The sequence below is a fragment of the Aquamicrobium terrae genome (genome assembly GCF_052978165.1).
The window spans coordinates 647,182-667,110 of the sequence record NZ_JBRKLZ010000001.1 but is presented as its reverse complement, the minus strand read 5'-3'; the positions used below and the strand labels follow the sequence as shown (position 1 = coordinate 667,110).

Annotated in this window: 20 protein-coding genes; 16 read left to right on the top strand and 4 right to left on the bottom strand. The window is 64.9% G+C overall.

What is annotated here, in order from left to right:
• Nucleotides 1-38: 38 nt before the first annotated feature.
• From modA to ACVCNR_RS03425, 4 genes are all read left to right on the top strand, one after another.
• The gene (gene modA / locus ACVCNR_RS03440; RefSeq protein WP_447073829.1) at nucleotides 39-845 is read left to right on the top strand and encodes a molybdate ABC transporter substrate-binding protein; all 807 of its coding nucleotides are present in this window, start codon (nucleotides 39-41) and stop codon (nucleotides 843-845) included.
• Nucleotides 846-860: 15 nt separating this feature from the next.
• Nucleotides 861-1,565, top strand: a complete 705-nt coding sequence (gene modB / locus ACVCNR_RS03435) for a molybdate ABC transporter permease subunit (RefSeq protein ID WP_447073828.1) — start codon at nucleotides 861-863, stop codon at nucleotides 1,563-1,565.
• Entirely contained in the window at nucleotides 1,562-2,671 is a 1,110-nt protein-coding gene (gene modC, locus ACVCNR_RS03430) for a molybdenum ABC transporter ATP-binding protein (protein WP_354192049.1), read from the top strand. The genes modB and modC overlap by 4 nt, the downstream gene beginning before the upstream one ends.
• An 89-nt stretch (nucleotides 2,672-2,760) precedes the next feature.
• Nucleotides 2,761-3,102, top strand: a complete 342-nt coding sequence (locus tag ACVCNR_RS03425) for a winged helix-turn-helix domain-containing protein (RefSeq protein WP_354192440.1) — start codon at nucleotides 2,761-2,763, stop codon at nucleotides 3,100-3,102.
• 44 nt (nucleotides 3,103-3,146) lie between these two features.
• Here ACVCNR_RS03425 and cobF read toward each other — a convergent pair whose 3' ends face one another.
• Complete coding sequence (cobF, locus tag ACVCNR_RS03420; protein ID WP_447073827.1) at nucleotides 3,147-3,920, bottom strand: precorrin-6A synthase (deacetylating); 774 nt, start codon at nucleotides 3,918-3,920, stop codon at nucleotides 3,147-3,149.
• A gap of 255 nt (nucleotides 3,921-4,175) precedes the next feature.
• On the opposite strand from cobF, the gene ACVCNR_RS03415 reads away from it, so the two are divergent.
• From ACVCNR_RS03415 to ACVCNR_RS03390, 6 genes are all read left to right on the top strand, one after another.
• A complete protein-coding gene (locus tag ACVCNR_RS03415) occupies nucleotides 4,176-5,183 on the top strand; it encodes a DUF4424 domain-containing protein (protein ID WP_447073826.1) in 1,008 nt (335 codons plus the stop codon).
• A gap of 9 nt (nucleotides 5,184-5,192) precedes the next feature.
• Nucleotides 5,193-5,693 (top strand): dihydrofolate reductase, encoded by a 501-nt coding sequence (locus tag ACVCNR_RS03410; RefSeq protein WP_354192052.1) that lies wholly within the window; start codon nucleotides 5,193-5,195, stop codon nucleotides 5,691-5,693.
• A gap of 162 nt (nucleotides 5,694-5,855) precedes the next feature.
• On the top strand, nucleotides 5,856-6,971 hold the full coding sequence (hflK, locus tag ACVCNR_RS03405) for an FtsH protease activity modulator HflK (RefSeq protein ID WP_447073825.1): 1,116 nt from the start codon (nucleotides 5,856-5,858) through the stop codon (nucleotides 6,969-6,971).
• Nucleotides 6,971-7,909 carry a protease modulator HflC gene (gene hflC, locus ACVCNR_RS03400; protein WP_354192054.1) on the top strand — a complete coding sequence of 313 codons (939 nt, stop codon included), beginning with the start codon at nucleotides 6,971-6,973 and terminating at the stop codon, nucleotides 7,907-7,909. Before hflK ends, hflC begins: the two co-directional genes overlap by 1 nt.
• A 3-nt stretch (nucleotides 7,910-7,912) precedes the next feature.
• The gene (locus ACVCNR_RS03395; RefSeq protein ID WP_354192055.1) at nucleotides 7,913-8,098 is read left to right on the top strand and encodes a DUF2065 domain-containing protein; all 186 of its coding nucleotides are present in this window, start codon (nucleotides 7,913-7,915) and stop codon (nucleotides 8,096-8,098) included.
• Between the two features lie 197 nt (nucleotides 8,099-8,295).
• Nucleotides 8,296-9,816, top strand: a complete 1,521-nt coding sequence (locus ACVCNR_RS03390; RefSeq protein WP_447075629.1) for a DegQ family serine endoprotease — start codon at nucleotides 8,296-8,298, stop codon at nucleotides 9,814-9,816.
• 16 nt (nucleotides 9,817-9,832) lie between these two features.
• On the opposite strand, the gene ACVCNR_RS03385 is transcribed toward ACVCNR_RS03390, so the two are convergent.
• Nucleotides 9,833-10,402 carry a GNAT family N-acetyltransferase gene (locus ACVCNR_RS03385; protein WP_447073824.1) on the bottom strand — a complete coding sequence of 190 codons (570 nt, stop codon included), beginning with the start codon at nucleotides 10,400-10,402 and terminating at the stop codon, nucleotides 9,833-9,835.
• A complete protein-coding gene (gene serB, locus ACVCNR_RS03380; protein WP_447073823.1) occupies nucleotides 10,399-11,286 on the bottom strand; it encodes a phosphoserine phosphatase SerB in 888 nt (295 codons plus the stop codon). The genes ACVCNR_RS03385 and serB overlap by 4 nt, the downstream gene beginning before the upstream one ends.
• On the opposite strand from serB, the gene miaA reads away from it, so the two are divergent.
• A complete protein-coding gene (gene miaA, locus ACVCNR_RS03375) occupies nucleotides 11,276-12,238 on the top strand; it encodes a tRNA (adenosine(37)-N6)-dimethylallyltransferase MiaA (protein ID WP_447075628.1) in 963 nt (320 codons plus the stop codon). The genes serB and miaA overlap by 11 nt on opposite strands.
• A gap of 121 nt (nucleotides 12,239-12,359) precedes the next feature.
• Nucleotides 12,360-13,148: a GGDEF domain-containing protein gene (locus tag ACVCNR_RS03370; RefSeq protein WP_354192445.1), complete on the top strand. Its 789-nt coding sequence runs from the start codon at nucleotides 12,360-12,362 to the stop codon at nucleotides 13,146-13,148.
• Nucleotides 13,149-13,331: 183 nt separating this feature from the next.
• Here ACVCNR_RS03370 and ACVCNR_RS03365 read toward each other — a convergent pair whose 3' ends face one another.
• Entirely contained in the window at nucleotides 13,332-15,182 is a 1,851-nt protein-coding gene (locus tag ACVCNR_RS03365) for an ATP-binding protein (RefSeq protein WP_447073822.1), read from the bottom strand.
• A 346-nt stretch (nucleotides 15,183-15,528) separates the two neighbouring features.
• Here ACVCNR_RS03365 and ACVCNR_RS03360 point away from each other — a divergent pair, with 346 nt between their 5' ends.
• The 4 genes from ACVCNR_RS03360 to ACVCNR_RS03345 all read left to right on the top strand — a co-directional run bounded on the left by ACVCNR_RS03360 (nucleotide 15,529) and on the right by ACVCNR_RS03345 (nucleotide 19,927).
• A complete protein-coding gene (locus ACVCNR_RS03360; RefSeq protein WP_447073821.1) occupies nucleotides 15,529-17,310 on the top strand; it encodes an acetolactate synthase 3 large subunit in 1,782 nt (593 codons plus the stop codon).
• Nucleotides 17,311-17,381: 71 nt separating this feature from the next.
• Entirely contained in the window at nucleotides 17,382-17,954 is a 573-nt protein-coding gene (gene ilvN / locus ACVCNR_RS03355; protein ID WP_354192060.1) for an acetolactate synthase small subunit, read from the top strand.
• A gap of 185 nt (nucleotides 17,955-18,139) precedes the next feature.
• Nucleotides 18,140-18,736: a LysE family translocator gene (locus ACVCNR_RS03350; RefSeq protein ID WP_354192061.1), complete on the top strand. Its 597-nt coding sequence runs from the start codon at nucleotides 18,140-18,142 to the stop codon at nucleotides 18,734-18,736.
• A 63-nt stretch (nucleotides 18,737-18,799) separates the two neighbouring features.
• Nucleotides 18,800-19,927, top strand: coding sequence for an ATP-dependent DNA helicase (locus ACVCNR_RS03345; RefSeq protein ID WP_354192062.1), 1,128 nt, complete (start codon nucleotides 18,800-18,802; stop codon nucleotides 19,925-19,927).
• Nucleotides 19,928-19,929 lie beyond the last annotated feature (2 nt).

Below are 19,929 nucleotides of genomic sequence, written 5' to 3'. Positions count from 1 at the left end.
GGCGTTCGATCAAAAGTCATCTGACAGGGAGAAGCGCGATGGCCAGGGCCACGAGGACGGGTTTGAAGGCAATGATGGCGGCGGGAGCGCTTTCGGCGCTGCTGATGGCCCCCGTTTCGACGGCGCAGGCCGACGACAGCCAGGTCGTCGTTTTTGCCGCCGCCAGTCTGAAGAATGCGCTCGACGCCATCAACACCGCCTGCGAGGCCTATGTCGGCGAGGCCGCCAAGATTTCCTATGCCTCGTCCTCGGCGCTGGCCAAGCAGATCGAGGAAGGCGCGCCGGCCGACGTGTTCATCTCGGCCGATCTCGACTGGATGAAGTATCTTTCCGACAAGAACCTCATCAACGCCGCAACTGAAGAGCAACTGCTCGGCAACCGCATCGTGCTCGTCGCCCCCAAGGATTCGACCGCCGAAGCCAAGCTCGAGAAGGGTTTCGACCTCGCCGGCCTGATCGGCGAGGGCAGGCTCGCCATGGGCGACGTGCAGGCGGTTCCGGCCGGCAAATACGGCAAGGCGGCGCTTGAGGCGCTCGACATGTGGGGCTCGGTCGAAGGCAAGCTGGCGCAGGCGGAGAACGTGCGTGCGGCGCTGAAGCTGGTGGCCACCGGCGAGGCCGCGGCCGGCATCGTCTATGCCACGGATGCGGTGGCCGAGCCGGAGGTCAAGGTCATCGGCACCTTCCCGGAAGAGACGCATGCGCCGATCATCTATCCGGTGGCGCAGACGGCCGAGTCCAAGGATGCCGACACGCCGGCCTTCCTGAAGTGCCTGCACACGGAGAAGGCCCGTAAGCTGTTCGAGGAGCAGGGCTTCACCGTCCTGGCGCCGGTCTCCAACTAAGCCTGCCCGCCGTCCATGAACTGGTTGCTTGATCTCACGCCTGACGAGTGGACGGCCGTCAGGCTGTCGATCCGGGTGGCGACGGTGGCGATGCTCGCCTCCATCCCGCCCGGAATCCTGATCGCCTATGTGCTGGCGCGCGGCCGCTTCTGGGGCAAGACGCTGCTCAACGGCATCGTTCACCTGCCGCTGGTGCTGCCGCCGGTGGTGACGGGCTATCTGCTGCTGCTCGCCTTTGGCCGGCGCGGCCCGGCGGGCGCCTTTCTGGCCGAGCATTTCGGCATCGTCTTCTCGTTCCGCTGGACGGGCGCGGCGCTGGCCTGCGGGGTAATGGGCTTTCCGCTGATGGTGCGCGCGATCCGGCTGTCCATCGAATCGGTCGACCGCAAGCTGGAGGCGGCGGCCGGGACGCTGGGCGCCAGCCCGCTATGGGTGTTTTCCACGGTGACGCTGCCGCTCATCCTGCCCGGCATCATTGCCGGCGCCATCCTGTCCTTCGCCAAGGCGATGGGCGAGTTCGGCGCCACCATCACCTTCGTTTCCAACATACCGGGCGAGACTCAGACGCTGCCTTCGGCCATCTACACCTTCACGCAGGTGCCGGGCGGCGACGAGGGCGCGCTTCGGCTCACTCTCATCAGCATCGTCATTTCCATGCTGGCGCTGGTCGCCTCCGAAGTGCTGGCGCGCCGGCTGGGCAAGCGGATGGACGTGGAATGACGCTCTCCGTCGCTATCCGCCACCTCCAGGGCGACTTCCGGATCGAGGCGCAATTTGCCGGATCCGGCCGTCTGACGGCGCTGTTCGGACCCTCCGGTTCGGGCAAAAGCTCGCTCATCAACCTGATCGCCGGGCTGATCCGGCCGGACGAGGGGCGCATCGAAGTCGACGGCAAGGTGCTGGTCGACACCAAAGCCCGAATATTCGTGCCGCGTCACAAGCGCCGTATCGGCATGGTCTTTCAGGATGCGCGGCTGTTCCCGCATATGAGCGTGCGCTCCAACCTGCTCTATGGCCGCTGGTTCACGCCCGCTGCCGAGCGCTATCTGGAAATGGGTGCGATCGTCGACCTGCTCGGTATCGGCGCGCTGCTGGAGCGCAAGCCGGCAACGCTGTCGGGCGGCGAGAAACAGCGCGTGGCGATCGGGCGTGCGCTGCTGTCCAGTCCCCGGCTGTTGCTGATGGACGAGCCGCTGGCCTCGCTGGACGAGGCGCGCAAGGCCGAGATCCTGCCCTATATCGAGCGCCTGCGCGACCAGATGAAAATCCCCATCGTCTATGTCAGCCATTCCGTTGCCGAGGTGGCACGGCTGGCGAGCGACGTGGTGGTGCTGGCGCAGGGCAAGGTGACTGCCTCCGGCCCGGTGGCCGACATATTGCAGCGGCTCGACCTGCTGCCTGCGGGCGAGCGCGGCGAGGGCGGCGCGCTGGTCGAGACGGTGGTGGCGCGCCATGACGACGCCTTTTCCATGTCGGTGCTGCACTCGGCCGCCGGCGAGATCCGGGTGCCGCGCATCGGCATTCCCGTCGGCCAGCCGGTGCGGCTGCGCATCCGCGCCCGTGACGTGATGATCGCCACGGAACGGCCAACCGGCCTCAGCGCGCTCAACATCCTGCCGGGCAAGGTCGCGGCCATCGCCCATGGCACGGGCGCCGAGAGCGAGGTGCGCATCGACTGCAACGGCGTGCCCATCGTGTCGCGCATCACCGAACAGTCGCGCCAGGCCCTGGATCTGAAGCCCGGCCTGCCGGTGTTCGCGGTGGTCAAGACCGTCACCTTCGACGAAGCCAATACTGGTGCGGGAATACAGGAGGCGGATATGTGAAGCGTCGCACCATCGTTATTCTATTTTAGAATAGCGGTACGGCCTCAAAGGCGCTATGGGTGAAGGAGACCGGATTGCGGGAAGAGAAGATGCCGTCGCTGACCTTACGGATAAATCTCGATCCTGACGGGCGCATCGGGCCCGGTAAGATCGAGCTTCTGGAGCACATCGCCTCCTTTGGTTCCATATCGGCTGCCGCTCGCACCATGCAGATGTCCTACAAGCATGCCTGGGATCTGGTGGAGGACATGAACCGCGTCTTCGGCAAGCCGCTGGTAAGCGCCCAGACCGGCGGCAAACGCGGAGGCGGAGCTCAGCTCACCCCGGTCGGACTTGCCGTGGTCAGCCGTTACCGGGCCATCGAGCGCGCCGCCGCCTCGGCCGCCGAGACGCATATGATGGCGCTGCAGGCCGAGATCGACGCCGGATAGAATCACACGTGAGGGCACGCCCTGACGTGGAACCGGCGATGGGGTTATTCTTCCGCTTCGCCCGGCTTGCGCAGCAGGTAGGTGTCCATGATCCAGCCCTTGGCGGCGCGGGCCTCGGCGCGTGTCGCGACGATCCGATCCTCGACGTCGCCGAGGCGGCCGGCAATGACGATCTCGTCCGGCGTGCCCAGATAGGCGCCCCAATGGATGATGGCGTCCTTGTCCTTCACGGTGCGGAAGGCACAGTTGCCGTCCAGCATGACCACGACGGTGCCGGCATTGTCTGGCATGCCTTCGGCGGCCAGCCGGCGGCCGGTGGTGATGAGCACCGGGTCGCCGATGCGGTTGAGCGCGATGCGATGGCTGGCGCACAGCGACTGGATGGCCGTGATGCCGGGAATGACCTCGACCGCGAAATCGACATTGCCGCGTTGGCGTACTCTTTCGAGGATGCGCAGGGCGCTGTCATAGAGCATCGGGTCGCCCCAGATGAGGAGCGCGCCGCAACCGTTGTCGCCGAGTTCGTCGAGGATCAGCGCCTCATAGATACCGGCGATGTCCTCGTGCCAGTCGTCCACCGTGCTGCGATAGGAGGACGTCAGCTCGGCCCGCTTCGGCACGCCGAACCCGACGCGGCGCGTGGCCGCATTGGTGACGAAACGGTCGCAGATTTCATGCCGCAGCGCCGCAAGATCGCTCTTTTCGGAGCCCTTGTCGGGAATGAACAGCGCATCCGCCCGGTTCAGCGCCGCGATGGCCTGAACGGTCAGATGTTCGGGATTGCCGGCGCCGATGCCGATGACGAGAAGCGTGCGCATGGCGCAATTTCCTGCCCGATCCGCCTCGTCCTGTCCAGCGGAGCGCAGGGCGGAATCAAGGGGGCCTTTGACCGGTTCGGGGGCTTTCGACCTGGGAAGCCTGGCTGAAACTCTCTGGAGCCTTTCCGCTTTTCCCTAAATCGCGAAAACGCTCTAACCTTTTGTTTTGACGCAATTCCGGACGCAAAACCGCTTCGCACTTTTGCTGGAATTGCTCTAGTGTCGCGTCGTCGCCCGACGAGGAGGGAATCACCCATGCTGCGCCTGTGCCTGTCTTCGCTTGCGATGCTGGCTGCCCTGCCGGCTTTCGCCAACGATTCCGTGGCCGAACTGGGCACCGGCGGCCTCATCCTGTCGCGCAGCGACCTGATCGAGATGAAGAGCGAGGACCTGTTCATTTCGCGGAAGCAGGTGCGGGTCGACTATGTGTTCGCCAACCGCTCGGACGAGGATATTTCCACCATCGTCGCTTTCCCGATGCCGGATATCTCCGGCGGGCCGGACATGATGGTGGCCGTGCCGGACAATGCCTCCGACAATTTCCTCGACTTCCGTGTGACCAGCGACGGCACCGAGATCACGCCCCAACTGGAGCAGAAGGCGTTTGCCGTGGGGCTCGACGTCACCGGCGAACTGCAGGCCGCAGGCATTCCGCTCAATCCCTATGCCGAGGATGCCTATGCGAAACTGGCCGGGCTGCCCGACGATGTGGCGCGGGACTGGCAGGAGCGCGGCATCCTCATGCTCAACGAATATGATGACGGGTCCGGCTGGAAGACCGAGCGCACCCCGTTGTGGAGCTTGCGCTCGACCTATTGGTGGAAAGCGACGTTTGCCGCCGGCAAGGATGTGCGCGTCTCGCACAGCTATGTGCCGAGCGTCGGTGCGACGGCGGGCATCGGCTTCTTCTATGACGGCAAGTTCCAGGGCGATTATCAGGACTACAAGCACCGCTATTGCATGGATCCTGCCTTTGAAAATGCAGTGCGCAAGGCGGCGAGCCGAAACGCCAACGGCGTTCCGGCCCTCTCCGAGTATCGCATGTCCTATGTCCTGACCACTGGCTCGAACTGGGCGCTGGGCACCATCGGCGATTTCAGGCTGACCATCGACAAGGGCGATGCGGCGGCGCTGGTTTCCTTCTGCGGCACGGGCGTGAAGAAGACCGGCCCGACCACTTTCGAGATGCGGGCGAAGAATTTCTATCCCGAGCGCGACATCGACATATTGATCCTCGCTCCGGCCGGCGGCGAGGCGGAGTAAGGAAAAGGCATGAAAACTGCGATCTATGTGGCGATCGCCGAGAACGGCGTCATCGGGCGCGATGGCGGCCTGCCGTGGCGGCTTTCGACCGACCTGAAGCGCTTCAAGGCGGATACCATGGGCAAGCCGGTGATCATGGGGCGCAAGACCTATGAAAGCATCGGCCGGCTGCTTCCGGGCCGGCTCAACATCATCGTGACGCGGGACACCGGCTACAGGGTCGAGGGCGCCGAAATCGCGCATTCTCTCGATGAGGCGATCCACGTCGCCGAGCGCCATGTTGGGCAGGACGGGGAAGCCTGCATCATCGGCGGCGCGGATATCTATGCACAGGCCCTGCCGCTGGCCGACCGGCTGCACATTACCCATGTGCTGGGCGAGGTGGACGGCGATGCCCGCTTCCCCGCCATCGACCCCGAACTATGGCAGCCGGTATTGCAGCAGGAGGTGCCTGCCGGGGAAAAGGACAGCCACGCCACCCGTTATGTCGTTTATGAAAGGCGGGGTTGAGAGGCGCAACTTCGCCCGATGACATAAAGTTGCGTAATGCCGCAGGGGCAAAGGGCTTTTTAGGCGTCCTACGCGTTGAAAGCCGGCTTTGGCCTCCCTATAGAAGGTCAAGGCTTGTGCGCCATGGATGGCGTGTGAGGGACTGCGGACGAAAGGACATTTATGCCCTGGAACGACAAGAGTGGCGGCGGCCCGTGGGGTGGCGGCGGAGGCAACGGCGGCGGCCCGTGGGGCCAGGGACCGAGAGGGCCGAGCGGCCCGCAAGGCACGCCACCCGATCTGGAGGATATCATCCGGCTGGGGCAGGACAAGCTGCGCCGCGCCCTGCCGGGCGGAAACGGCGGCAACCGCGCCATGTTCGCGGTCCTTGCGCTGCTTTTGCTGGGCATGTGGGTGTTCAAGGCCGTCTACACCGTGCAGCCGGATGAAGTGGCCGTCGAACTGCGCTTCGGCAAGCCCAAGGAGGAACTCTCCGAGCCTGGCCTGCACTTCCACTGGTGGCCGATCGAAACGGTCGAGACCGCGAAGATTTCCGAACAGCTCGTCAACATCGGCGGCTCGGCACGCGCCAACGACACGTCCGGCCTGATGCTCTCGGGCGACCAGAACATCGTCAACGTTCAGTTCTCCGTCGCCTATCAGGTTTCCGATCCGCGCGCCTATCTGTTCGCAGTCTCCGATCCCGACGGCATGCTGACCCAGGTTGCCGAAAGCGCCATGCGCGAGGCCGTCGGCCGCCGTCCGGCGCAGGACATCTTCCGCGACGATCGTCAGGGCATCGCCGAATCCGTGCGACAGATCCTGCAAACCACGCTCGACGGCTATGATGCCGGCCTCAACGTCAATGCCATCTCGATCGAGGATGCCGCGCCGCCGCGCGAAGTGGCCGACGCGTTCGACGAGGTGCAGCGCGCCGAGCAGGACGAGGACAGGTTCGTCGAGCAGGCCAACCAGTATTCGAACCAGAAGCTCGGCCAGGCCCGCGGTCAGGCCGCACAGCTTCGCGAAGAAGCTGCCGCCTACAAGAACCGCGTCGTGCAGGAGGCGCAGGGTGAGGCGCAGCGCTTCATCTCGGTCCACGAGGAATACGCCAAGGCGCCGGACGTGACGCGCAAGCGTCTCTATCTCGAGACCATGGAGAAGGTCCTGAAGGATTCCAACAAGGTGGTCGTGGAGCAGGGCGGCGGCCCGGGCGTCGTGCCGTATCTGCCGCTGCCTGAACTGCAAAAAAGGTCGCCAGCGACCGGGGCGACCACGACGACCGGAGGAACGCAATAATGGCGAACCGTCTTCCAGCCATTGCCGTTGCCGGCATCGTCATCCTGTTCCTGATCTACTCGTCGATCTTCGTGGTCAACGCGCGCCAGCAGGCGATCGTGCTGCGCTTCGGCGAGATCGTCGAGGTCAAGAGCGAACCGGGCATCTACTTCAAGATGCCGTTTTCCTTCTTCTCCGCCGACAATGTGCAGATGATCGAGAACCGCGTGCTGCGTTTCGACCTCGACAACATCCGCGTGCAGGTTTCGGGCGGCAAGTTCTATGAGGTGGATGCCTTCATCGCCTACCGCATTTCGGACCCGCGCGTCTTCCGTTCGGCGGTTTCGGGCAGCATCGAACTGGCCGAGCAGCGGCTTCGGACCCGTCTCGATGCGGCACTGCGTCGTGTCTACGGTCTGCGCGGCTTCGAGGCGGCGCTTTCGGAAGAGCGTGCCGACATGATGCGCGAGGTGCGCGACCAGCTTCGTCCCGATGCGACGTCGCTGGGTCTCGAAATCGTGGACGTGCGCATCCGCCGTACCGATCTGACGCAGGAAGTGTCGCAGCAGACCTTTGAGCGCATGAAGGCCGAACGCCTGGCCGAAGCCGAAAGGCTGAGGGCCCGCGGTAACGAGGCGGCCCAGCGCATTCGCGCCCGTGCCGATCGTGAGGTGGTGGAAATCGTCGCCGAGGCGCAGAGGGAATCCGAGATCCTGCGCGGTGAGGGCGATGCCGAACGAAGCGCCATTTACGCCAACGCCTACCTGCGTGATCCCCAGTTCTTCGACTTCTACCGGTCGATGAGCGCCTATGGGATCGCCCTCAACGGCGATGGCACCACAATGGTCCTTTCGCCGGAATCGGAGTTCTTCCGCTTCTTCCGCGATCCGGCGCGGGGCGACGCGGCTGTGGCCGCTCCGTCTGCTCAGGCGCCTGCGCCGGCCGCCAACGGCCAGTAATCCGTGCAGGATTTCCTGGCGGCCCTGGGCCTGGTCCTCGTCATCGAGGGCCTGGTCTATGGGGGCTTTCCCCGGCTGGCACGGCGGTTGGCGGTGGAGGTTCAATCCATGCCAGAGGGTGCCCTGCGCATGGCGGGCCTGCTGGCCATAGCCTTCGGCGTCGGCATCGTATGGCTGGTGCGCGGCTGAATTCGAGAGGGGCGGAGCGGTATCGTTCCGCCCCTTTCCATTACGCAGGATTTACCTGACGATGGCACTTTGCGTCGCAAACGTGCCGTATTTCATGCCATCATGACACACGCAACTTCGAGATGCCCGGAGCCCGTTCCATGACACCCCAGTTTCTCCTGCGCGCAACGCGAACCACCTTGTTAGCGGCCAGCGCGCTGGCCGTGGCCGCAACGGGCACCCTATCGCCTGCGATGGCGCAGAGCCTGCCGGCTCCCGCCACTCCGGCCCCCGGTACCCCGGCCCCCGTTACTCCGGCTCCGGGCAATCCGGCTCCCGTCGGCCCGGAGGCAGGCCCTGCCTCGGTGGCGGACCTTGCCGAAGGGCTGCTCGGCGCGGTCGTCAACATTTCCACCTCGCAGACGGTGAAGGGCACCGAAGGCCCCGGCGCGGTGCCGATGCCGCAGCTTCCCGAAGGCTCGCCCTTCCAGGACTTCTTCGACGAGTTCTTCAAGGATCGCGGCGGGCAGCGCGGTGGCGGTTCGCAGAAGGTGCAGTCGCTGGGCTCCGGCTTCGTCATCGATGCCAAGGAAGGTTTTGTCGTCACCAACAACCACGTCATCGCCGATGCCGATGACATCGAGGTCAATTTCTCCGACGGGCTGACGCTGAAGGCCGAACTGGTCGGCACCGACACCAAGACCGATATCGCGATCCTGAAGGTCGATCCGGCCGGCCACAAGCTGACCGAGGTGAAGTTCGGCGATTCCGACAAGATGCGCATCGGCGACTGGGTGATGGCTATCGGCAATCCGTTCGGGCTCGGCGGCACGGTCACGGTCGGCATCATCTCGGCCCGCAACCGCGACATCAATGCCGGTCCGTATGACGACTTCATCCAGACGGACGCCGCCATCAACCGCGGCAATTCAGGCGGCCCGCTGTTCAACATGCATGGCGAGGTCATCGGCATCAACACGGCCATCATCTCGCCGACCGGCGGTTCGATCGGCATCGGCTTCTCCATCCCCACGCAACTGGCGAAAGGGGTCGTCGACCAGTTGCGCGAGTTCGGCGAGACGCGGCGCGGCTGGCTCGGCGTGCGCATCCAGCCGGTGACCGAGGACATTGCCGAAAGCCTCGGCATGAAGGACGCCAAGGGCGCGCTCATCGCCGGCATCATCAAGGGCGGGCCGGTGGATAACGGCTCGATCCAGGCGGGAGACGTCGTCACCAAGTTCGACGGCAAGGAGATCGACGAGATGCGGGACCTGCCGCGCATCGTCGCCGAAAGCCCGGTCGGCAAGGCAGTGGACGTGGTCGTGGTGCGCAAGGGCAAGGAGATGACCGTCAAGGTCACGCTCGGCCGTCTCGAGGATGGCGAGCAGATGGCCGAGGGCCAGGATGACGAAAGCGCCGAGCAGGGCGAGGAGGTGGCGACCGCCTCCGTGCTCGGCATGACCATCGGCGAACTCAACGACGCCACCCGTGAGAAGTTCGGCGTCGCCGCTGGCGTCAACGGCGTGGTCGTCACCGAGGTCGAGCCGGATTCGGCGGCGGCCGAGCGGGGTGTTCAGGCGGGCGAGGTCATCACCGAGATCGCGCAGGAATCGGTGTCGAGCCCCAAGGACGTGATGGACCGCATCGCGGCGCTGAAGGAACAGGGCCGCAAGAATGCGCTGCTGATGCTGGCTTCCAAGAGCGGCGAACTGCGCTTCGTGACGATCCGCATGGATTGAGAAATGAAAAAGGCGGTCAGGAGGCCGCCTTTTTCTTCGCCCATTCCTCGCTGGTGAGCCGATAGAAGCTGTGGCGCTTCAGGTGGGGGTGGCTGTCCGGAACGCCGGGGTGGTCGAAGTCGCGAGCCGGATCGGCGACCATGCCGATGTGCTCCATGACCGCCGTCGAGCGCCGGTTGGCGGTCACCGCGAAGGACACGATTTCGCCGAGCCCAAGCATCTCGAAGCCGTAGTCGAGCCAGGCCCGTGCGGCTTCCGAGACATAGCCCTTGCCCCAGAACTCGGGCGCGAGGCGCCAGCCGATCTCGACGGTGCCTTCGGGCATGAAGGGGGTGTCCTCGGTGCGGCTCAGGCCGACGAAGCCGATGCATTCGCCGGTCGCGGCGATTTCCGCTGCCGTCCAGCCGAAGCCTTGCCGGGCGATCGTCTCCCGAAACTCATCCATTTTGGCGTCGGCAGCCGCCCGGTCGCGCCGAAACGGAAAAAACTCCATCACCTGTTCGTCGCAGTTGATGCGGTGGAACAGGTCGCGGTCGCGCTCCTCCCAGTTGCGCAGGATAAGGCGTTCGGCGCGGAGCGGCGTCACAGGCTGAACTCCTCCTGCCGGTAGCCTTGCAGATAGAGCAGGGCGGTAAGGTCGCCGTGGTCGATGCGAACCCTCGCCTCGGCCGCGACCGAAGGCTTGGCGTGCAGGGCGACTCCGGTGCCGGAAAGGCGGATCATGTCGAGGTCATTGGCGCCGTCGCCGACGGCGATGGCATCGGCGGGCGTCAGCTTCAGGCGGGCGGAAATGTCATGCAGCGCCTCGGCCTTGGCGGCGCGGCCGAGGATCGGCTCGGCCACCTCGCCGGTCAGGCGCCCGTCGTGCTCGATGAGGCGGTTGGCGCGGTTTTCGTCGAAGCCAAGCATGGTGGCGATACGCGAGGTGAACACGTCGAAACCGCCCGATACCAGCGCCGTCCAGGCGCCTTTGGCGCGCATGGTGGCGACCAGGGCGGGGCCGCCGGAGGCAAGGGTGAGGCGGTTTTCGACGATCCGGTCCACGACGCCGATATCGAGATCGCGCAGCAACGCCACGCGCTCGCGCAGGGCCGGTTCGAAGGCGATCTCGCCGTTCATGGAACGCGCGGTGATTTCGGCGACATGCTCCTTCAAGCCGACCTCGTCGGCCAGTTCGTCGATGCATTCCTGGTCGATCATGGTGGAATCCATGTCGGCGATCAGGATTTTCTTGCGCCGGTGGCCGGCTTCCTGCACGGCAATGTCCACCGGTGCGCCGCCGATGGTTTCGCGCAGCAGGGCGGTCGCGGCCTGCGGCTCCAGCGCACCGGAAAGCGCGATGTCGCACGCCACCTCGTCGGCCAGCCAGTCCACGGCACTTGCGCCGACGGCCTTCGACGCCTTATGCGCTAGGTCTGCCGACAGGGAGCGGCTGGCTGGATTGGAAATGAGCGTGGCGATGAGCGGCATCGGGGCTTCCGGTGAAGGAGGAAAGGAAGGGCGCGTCAGGGACGCGATCCTGATAGCCGGGCCGACTGCCAGCGGCAAGTCGAAGCTCGCCCTCAAACTGGCCGAAAGGTTGGGCGGTGCCATCGTCAACACCGATTCCATGCAGGTCTATGGCGTGCTCGATGTGCTGACGGCGCGGCCGGAGGCTGACGATTTGCGCCGGGCGCCGCATCGTCTCTATGGCCATGTGCCGCCTTCGGTCGCCTATTCGACCGGGGCCTGGCTGCGCGATGTCACGCGGCTGGTGGATGAGGGCATGCCTGGAGGGCTGCGGCCGATCTTCGTGGGCGGCACCGGCCTCTATTTCCGGGCGCTGACCGAAGGCATGTCCGAAATGCCGGACATTCCGGCACATATCCGGGACCGCTGGCGCAGCGCCTTGCTGGAGGAGGGCGCCGAGGCCCTGCATCGAAGGCTGGCGCAGCAGGATGCGGCGGCGGCCGCCCGGCTGAAGCCGGCCGATGGCCAGCGCATCGTGCGCGCGCTGGAGGTTTGGGACGCTTCCGGCCGCTCGATCCTCGATTGGCAGGGCCAGCGAGGACAACCGCTGGTGGAACGGGCGAGCGCGCAATGCCTGGTGATCGAACCGGACCGGGACGAGCTTGGCGCGCGCATCGGCCTGCGTTTCGATGCCATGCTGGAACGTGGCGCCTTGGACGAGGTGCGTGAGCTTGCCCGGCTGGATCTCGATCCGGCCTTGCCTGCGATGAAGGCGATCGGCGTGCGGGAATTGCAGGCCGCGCTGGCTGGCGAGATGTCCTTTGCCCAAGCGATCGAGCGGGCCAAGACCGCCACCCGCCAATATGCCAAGCGTCAGTCGACATGGTTCCGCAACCAGCTCGGGCCGGAATGGAAGCGGGTCGGGCCTGGATATGGCGGGCTCGGAGATGCAGCCGGCCCGGCAATTTCATAACCATCGGTATGCAATTGTTTGGATGAAAATCCGCCGATATTCGCGTTCTGGTTGCCGAAATCAGCTTTTTATTAAGCGGGACCATGAGACAAGCAGGTGGGCATGTTTCAAGCGGGCAATGATGCGCTTCCACAAGGCGGAATCGGCATTCTTCGTCTTCATAACGGTGATCTTCGGCGCCGGTATGCTGATGCTGTTCGCCCATGGCGTCATGGAGAACATCATGGAGGTGACGCGCCCCGAGCGTGTCGCCAAGGTATCCTATCTGAAGGATTTGCTTTTCTTCACCAGCGTGCTTCTGACCACGGCGCTGTTTTTCGGCATGTTCTTCATCTATCCGCTGATCCGCCGGCAGGTGCGGGAGGAAAACAAGCTGCGCCAGATGACGGCCTCGCTCAGTGCCCGCTCCGAGACGCTGGAGGTGGCGGCGCTGACGGACGGGCTGACCGGCACGCAGAACCGCCGCTATTTCGACGACGCGCTGCGGGAATACATTCTGGAGTTCCGGCGGATCGACAAGCCGGTGGGCCTGATGATCCTCGATCTCGACCACTTCAAGCAGGTGAACGACAATCACGGCCACGATGTCGGGGACGACGTGCTGCGGTCGGTCGGCCGGTGCCTTCTGGACCTGACCCGTTATCACGATGTGGTGGCCCGCCTCGGAGGCGAGGAATTCGCCATCGTCGCGCCGAACATGAACCTCGAAGGGCTGGAGAAGCTCGCCGAACGCATTCGTGAGGCCATTGCCGCCCTGTCGATCCCGATCGCCCGTGGCAGGCTCAAGGTGACGACCAGCGTCGGGCTGGCCATATGGGACGGCAAGGAAACGGCGGAAGAGCTCTATCGCCGGGCCGACCGGCAACTCTACGAAGCCAAGCGACAGGGCCGCAACCGGGTCTGCGCGTAGACTTGGGGGCAGGGTGGTGAGGGACCCATTGCTTTCCCCACGCGTCATCCCGGCCGAGCGGAGCGAGACCCGGGATCCATGCCGGAACTTTGAAACATCACGGAATGGATCCCGGACAGCCGTCGCCTTGCTCCGGCTTCGGGGATGACGGAAGCATAAGGCTGTAAGATATCAGCCGGTCTCTCAGCCGTTATGCGGCCGCATGCCGAAGGTGGTCGGCTTCAGGCCATAGCGCTGCTCCGCCTCTTCCGTGACGGGGCGGCGCAACAATGAGGACGGCCTGCGATAGTCGGGATCGCCCGGCTGGCTGGCCGCATCGGCCGGATCGGCGAACACCAGCGAGGTTTCGGGTGAGAGCGTTTGCTGGGCGGAGCCGTTGCGCAGCCGGTTGACGATGGCCGCCAGGTCGACCTCGCGGCCGGAAGCGCCAGCGGTCGGATCGTCGCCCTTGTTCTGGCCGGGCAGCAGGCTTTTGTCCAGCTTCTCGAACTTCAGCCGCATGGTGGTGGCCACGCCTTCGCCGAAGGCGATGGCCTCGCGCTGGCCCATGGACGAGAGGAAGGACAGGGTGGAAGCCGACGAGTCGGAAATGGCGGAGCGGATGATCGCCTTGTCCTGCTCGTTGGCAAGCCGCATGGCGAAGACCGTCGAGCACTGCGACAGGATCGTGGGGTCGAGTTCGCCGGGGCGCTGGGTGACGATGCCGAGGAAGCAGCCATATTTGCGGCCTTCCTTGGCGATGCGGGCCAGCGCCTCGCGCGTCGGGGCAAAGCCGAGCCGCGAATCCGCAGGCATATAGCGATGCGCTTCCTCGCACATGACCAGGAGCTTCAGCCGCCCCTCGCTCCACAATGCGAGGTCGAAGGCGAGACGGGCCAGCACCGAGCACACGGCATTGACGACCTCCGAGGGCAGGCCGGCCATCTCGAAACAGGTGACCGGGCGCCCGTCATGCGGCACGCGGAAGATGTTGCCGATAGTCTGGTGGATCGTGTCCTCGATGAGGTGCGAGTTGAACATGAAGCGATAGCGCGGATCGGCCGCCGCCTGCTCGATGCGCACCCTCAGCGACCTCAGCACGGGGCGCTCGGCCTTGCCGTCCAGCAGGCCGATGCGTTCGTCGATCTGCTTGAGCAGGTCCGCGATGCGGTAGGGCACAGGCGTGTCGGCGGTCAGCGTGTCGGCGCCGCGCCGCGTATAGCTGCCGGCGCTGCCGCTGCGGTACATCTGCTTGGCGAGCGGGATGAGGTCGCGCAGCAGGTCGATTTCCTCGGGAATGGTTTCACGGCCGCGGAACAGGACCTCGGCGAATTCCTCCAGCCGGAACATCCAGAACGGCAGGTCAAGCGTCGAACTGTCGATGCGCACGGCGTGCTGAGGCAGGGAGGCGGCGAACTCGTTGTGCGGGTCGAGGATCAGGATGCGCAGGTCGGGACAGGCGGCGATGGCCTTGCGCATCAGCAGCGACACGGCCGTGGACTTGCCGACGCCGGTGGTGCCGACAACCGCGAAGTGCCGCGACAGCGTGTCCTCGATGGCGATGTTGGCGGCAATCTGCTCGTCCTGCGACAGATGGCCGATGGTGATGCCGCGCCGTCCGGCGAGATCGTAGACGGCCTCCAGGTCGCGCGCGCGGATGCGATGGGCGTGGGCGCCGACATGGGGATAGCGGGTAATGCCGCGGTCGAACACCGGCTTGCCGCCCGGCGCGGCGCTGTCCTGCACCTCGCCGACCAGTTCCACCTCCACCTCGATCGGGTTGAGTTCGCCCGGCCGCCACGCGTGATCGGGCTTGCCGACGCCGTAGACCAGCCCGACCGTGCGGGTCGAGCCGAGATTGATGGAGATCATCCGCCCCACGGTCCAGCGCTCCGCCGCATCGCCTGCCTCGTCGTCGGCGGCAAAAGCGCTGAGCACGGCGCGCGATCCATCGCACCGGACCACATGCCCCAAAATGCGATGCTCGGCCTGCTGTGTGTCGCGTCGTTCCTGCGACGTGGTTTCTCCGGGCGGATTTCCGCGCTCGACAAACATGCTAGAGACCCCCGTGCCCTGCCTGGCTTGTCATAGCAGGCTCCGGTTAAAGGGGGGTGAGGGGGCATGGTTGCGGCAGTCTTAACAATCCACTTTGCCGCAAAGGTATTTTCCGTCGCGATTGGGCGTTGACACGGCGCGAAAATCGCTTCTATTGTCGCGCCCCATGGAAAAGGCACTCATTCTCGTAGTAGGACGGCGCGTGGGCAAGGTGGTGTAACCACCGGGCGAAATCCTCCCATGCGCTACACACAGGCTCCCTCGGGGGCCTTTTTTATTATCCGAAATGGCACTAAACGACGGCAGATTGCCCCTGCGGAAGCAGAAACAGGACGGGACCAGATCGATGACCAACGGACAGAACGAGCGGCGCGAAATGACCGGCGCCGAGATGGTGGTGCAGGCGCTGAAGGACAACGGCGTCGAGCACATCTTCGGCTATCCGGGCGGCGCGGTGCTTCCGATCTATGACGAGCTTTTCCAGCAGGACGACATCGAGCACATTCTGGTGCGCCACGAGCAGGGTGCAGGACATGCCGCCGAAGGCTATGCCCGCTCCACCGGCAAGGCCGGTGTCATGCTGGTCACCTCCGGCCCCGGCGCCACCAATGCGGTGACGCCGTTGCAGGACGCGCTGATGGATTCCATCCCGCTCGTCTGCATCACCGGGCAGGTGCCGACCAGCCTGATCGGCTCCGACGCCTTCCAGGAGTGCGACACCGTCGGCATCACCCGGCCCTGCACCAAGCACAACTGGCTGGTGAAGGACGTCAACGAGCTGGCCGCCATCATCCATGAAGCCTTCCATGTCGCCACCACCGGCCGGCCGGGTCCGGTCGTCGTCGACATCCCGAAGGACGTCCAGTTCGCCAGGGGAACCTATGTTTCCCCGCAGACGGCGCCGCGCACCCGCTACACGCCGCGGCTGCAGGGCGATCTCAACCAGATCAAGGCGGCCGTCGAGCTGATGGCCAAGGCCAGGAAGCCGATCCTCTACACCGGCGGCGGGGTGGTGAATTCCGGGCCGGAAGCCAGCCATCTGCTGCGCGAACTGGTCGACCTCACCGGATTCCCGATCACCTCGACGCTGATGGGGCTGGGCTGCTATCCGGCTTCCGGCAAGAACTGGCTCGGCATGCTGGGCATGCACGGCACATACGAAGCCAATATGGCCATGCACGATTGCGACGTCATGGTGTGCATCGGCGCGCGCTTCGACGACCGCATCACCGGGCGGCTCGATGCCTTCTCGCCCAACTCCAAGAGAATACACATCGACGTCGATCCGTCCTCGATCAACAAGAACGTGCATGTCGACATCGGCATTCTCGGCGACGTCGCCACGGTGCTGGAGGACATGGTGCGCCTGTGGCGGGCGACCGGGAAGACCGACAAGAAGGCGCTGCATCCGTGGTGGGAGCAGATCGCCAAATGGCGCGCGCGCGACTCCCTGGCCTACAAGCCCAACGCTGACGTCATCATGCCGCAATATGCGATCTCGCGGCTCTACGAGCTGACCAAAGATCGTGACACCTACATCACCACCGAGGTCGGCCAGCACCAGATGTGGGCGGCGCAGCATTTCCACTTCGACAAGCCCAACCACTGGATGACGAGCGGCGGCCTCGGCACCATGGGCTACGGCCTGCCGGCCGCGCTCGGCGTGCAGATCGCGCATCGTGACGCGCTGGTCATCGACATTGCCGGCGACGCCTCGATCCAGATGTGCATTCAGGAGATGTCGTGCGCGGTACAGTATGAAGCGCCGATCAAGATCTTCATCCTGAACAACCAGTACATGGGCATGGTGCGCCAGTGGCAGCAGCTTCTGCACGGCAACCGGCTGTCGCACTCCTACACCGAGGCGATGCCGGACTTCGTCAAGCTGGCCGAGGCCTATGGCGCCCATGGCATACGCTGCGACAAGCCGGACGAGCTTGACGACGCGATCCGCGAGATGATCTCGGTGAACAAGCCGGTGATCTTCGATTGCCGTGTCGCAACGCTCGCCAATTGCTTCCCGATGATCCCCTCCGGCAAGGCGCATAACGAGATGCTGCTCCCCGACGAGGCCACGGACGAGGCCGTCGCCAACGCCATCGACGCCAAGGGCAGGGAACTGGTGTAAAGGCGGGCGCGTGGGTGAAAACTGCGCGAAAACAATGAATTGTTGCAGATTTTGAAGATCGGGATTCAACCATGAACGCACAGCTTCAGCCCACCGGCTCCGCCTATTTCATCGCCAGGGAGACGGAGAAGCCGGAAACGCACACGCTGTCGGTGCTGGTGGCGAACGAGCCGGGCGTGCTGGCGCGGGTGATCGGCCTGTTTTCCGGGCGCGGCTACAATATCGAGAGCCTGACCGTCTCGGAGACGGAGCACGAAACGCACCTGTCGCGCATCACCATCGTGACGCGCGGCACGCCGCATGTGCTCCAGCAGATCAAGCACCAGCTTGAGCGCATCGTGCCGGTGCACCGGGTGGTGGACCTGACCGTGCGCGCACTGGAGCTGGGGCAGGAGCGGCCGCTGGAGCGGGAACTGGCGCTGATCAAGGTGGCCGGCACGGGCACCGACCGGGTGGAGGCGCTGCGTCTGGCCGATGCCTTCCGCGCCCATGTGGTCGATGCCAATACCGAGCACTTCATCTTCCAGATCACCGGCAAGAGCACGAAGATCGACCAGTTCATCGCCATCATGCGCCCGCTTGGGCTGGTCGAGATCTGCCGCACCGGCGTGGCGGCCATGAATCGCGGCCAGCAGGGAATGTAGTCCCGTTGCCGCCGGCGTGAGGCATACGAAAAGCAATACCGCTTTACGTGGACGCGGTGTTCGGCCCGGCCGATGTGCGCCGGCGGGAAACGTTCGAACTGGCCCAAACGCCGGCCTGTGGCTGGAGCGCATCTCCAGCCGCTTTTTCTGATATGGGTCAGTATCACTGACGTAATGAGCAGCCCATGACCTCGGACGTCCTTCTTGCCCTGGTAGCCTACGCCTTCGTGACCTCGATCACGCCCGGCCCGAACAATTTCATGCTGTTGTCGTCCGGCGTGAACTTCGGCTTCGTGCGCAGCATCCCGCATATGCTGGGCATCGGCATCGGCTTCGTCGTGCTGCTGCTGGCCGTCGGTTTTGGACTGGGGGCGGTGCTGACAACGTTTCCGGTCCTGCACACGGTGCTCAAGATCGTCGGCGGCGCCTACTTGCTTTACCTGGCATGGAAGATCGCCATGTCGCGCTCGGTCGAGAGCGGAGGAGACGGCACCGCGCAGCCGATGACATTCCTGCAAGCTGCCGCCTTCCAGTGGGTCAATCCCAAGGCGTGGGTGATGGCCGTCACCGCCATGGCGGTGTTTTCGAGCCCGGCGAACCCGTTCCTGTCGGTCGTCCTGATCGCGGCGGTATTCGGCGTCATCAACCTGCCCTGTGTTTCGAGCTGGGCCGGATTCGGCATGGCGCTGCGCGGTTTCCTGTCCGATCCTGTGCGGCTGAAGTGGTTCAACATCGCCATGGGTGTGCTGCTCGCCGCCACGCTGTGGCCGATGGTGCGGTAGGGGCAGGGACAGTTCAGGCGTATCGAGCTTGCCCGGCAGGGCCGAATCGGGTCTGACCGTCTCATGCAATTCTCACCGCAGCAGGACGAGGCCCTTCAGGCCGTCGCCAAGTGGCTGAAGGCCGGCCGGCCGCAACTGTTTCGCCTGTTCGGCTATGCCGGCACCGGCAAGACGACGCTGGCGCGCTATTTCGCCGAGCATGTCGACGGGCAGGTTCAGTTCGCCGCCTTCACCGGCAAGGCCGCGCAGGTGCTGCGCTCCAAGGGCGCGACCAACGCCCGCACCATCCATTCGCTGATCTACCGTCCGCGCGGCGAGGAGGCGGTCGAGGACGAGACGACCGGCAAGACCTCCATGTCGCCGACCTTCTCGCTCAATCGCCAGAGCCCCATCGCCAGGGCGGCGCTTGTGGTGATCGACGAATGCTCGATGGTGGATGAGCAACTCGGCCGCGACCTGATGAGCTTCGGCACGCCGATCCTTGTGCTCGGCGATCCGGGCCAGTTGCCGCCCATTTCCGGTGGCGGGTTCTTCACCGAGCAGGAACCGGATTTCCTGCTCACCGAAATCCACCGGCAGGCGCGCGACAATCCCATCATCCGCATGGCGCTCGATGTGCGCGAGGGGCGGGATCTGGTGCGCGGCGACTATGGCACCGCGCGGGTGATCGGCAAGGAGGAGGTGACGCAGGATCTGGTTCTCGACGCCGATCAGGTGCTGGTCGGCACCAACCGTACGCGCCGCCGCTACAACCGCCGGCTGCGCGAGCTGAAGGGCTTCACAGCGGACTATCCGCAGGCCGGCGACAAGCTGGTGTGCCTGCGCAACGACCCGGCCAAGGGCCTGCTCAACGGTTCCTTGTGGAAGGTGATGACCGCCTCGCGCGAGACGGTGAAGCCGGGCATCAATTTGCTCGTCTCGCCCGAGGAAGACGACCCGGATCGCGGCGTGGCCAAGATCAAGCTGCTCAAGGCGGCTTTCGAGGATACGGAAGCCGAGATTCCGTGGCAGCAGAAGCGGCGTTTCGACGATTTCGACTATGGCTATGCGCTCACCGTTCACAAGGCGCAGGGCTCGCAGTGGAACGATGTGGTGCTGTTCGACGAAAGCTGGGCCTTCAAGGACACGCGCGAGCGCTGGCTCTATACGGCGATCACGCGCGCTGCCGAAAGGCTGACCATCGTCAGGTGAGT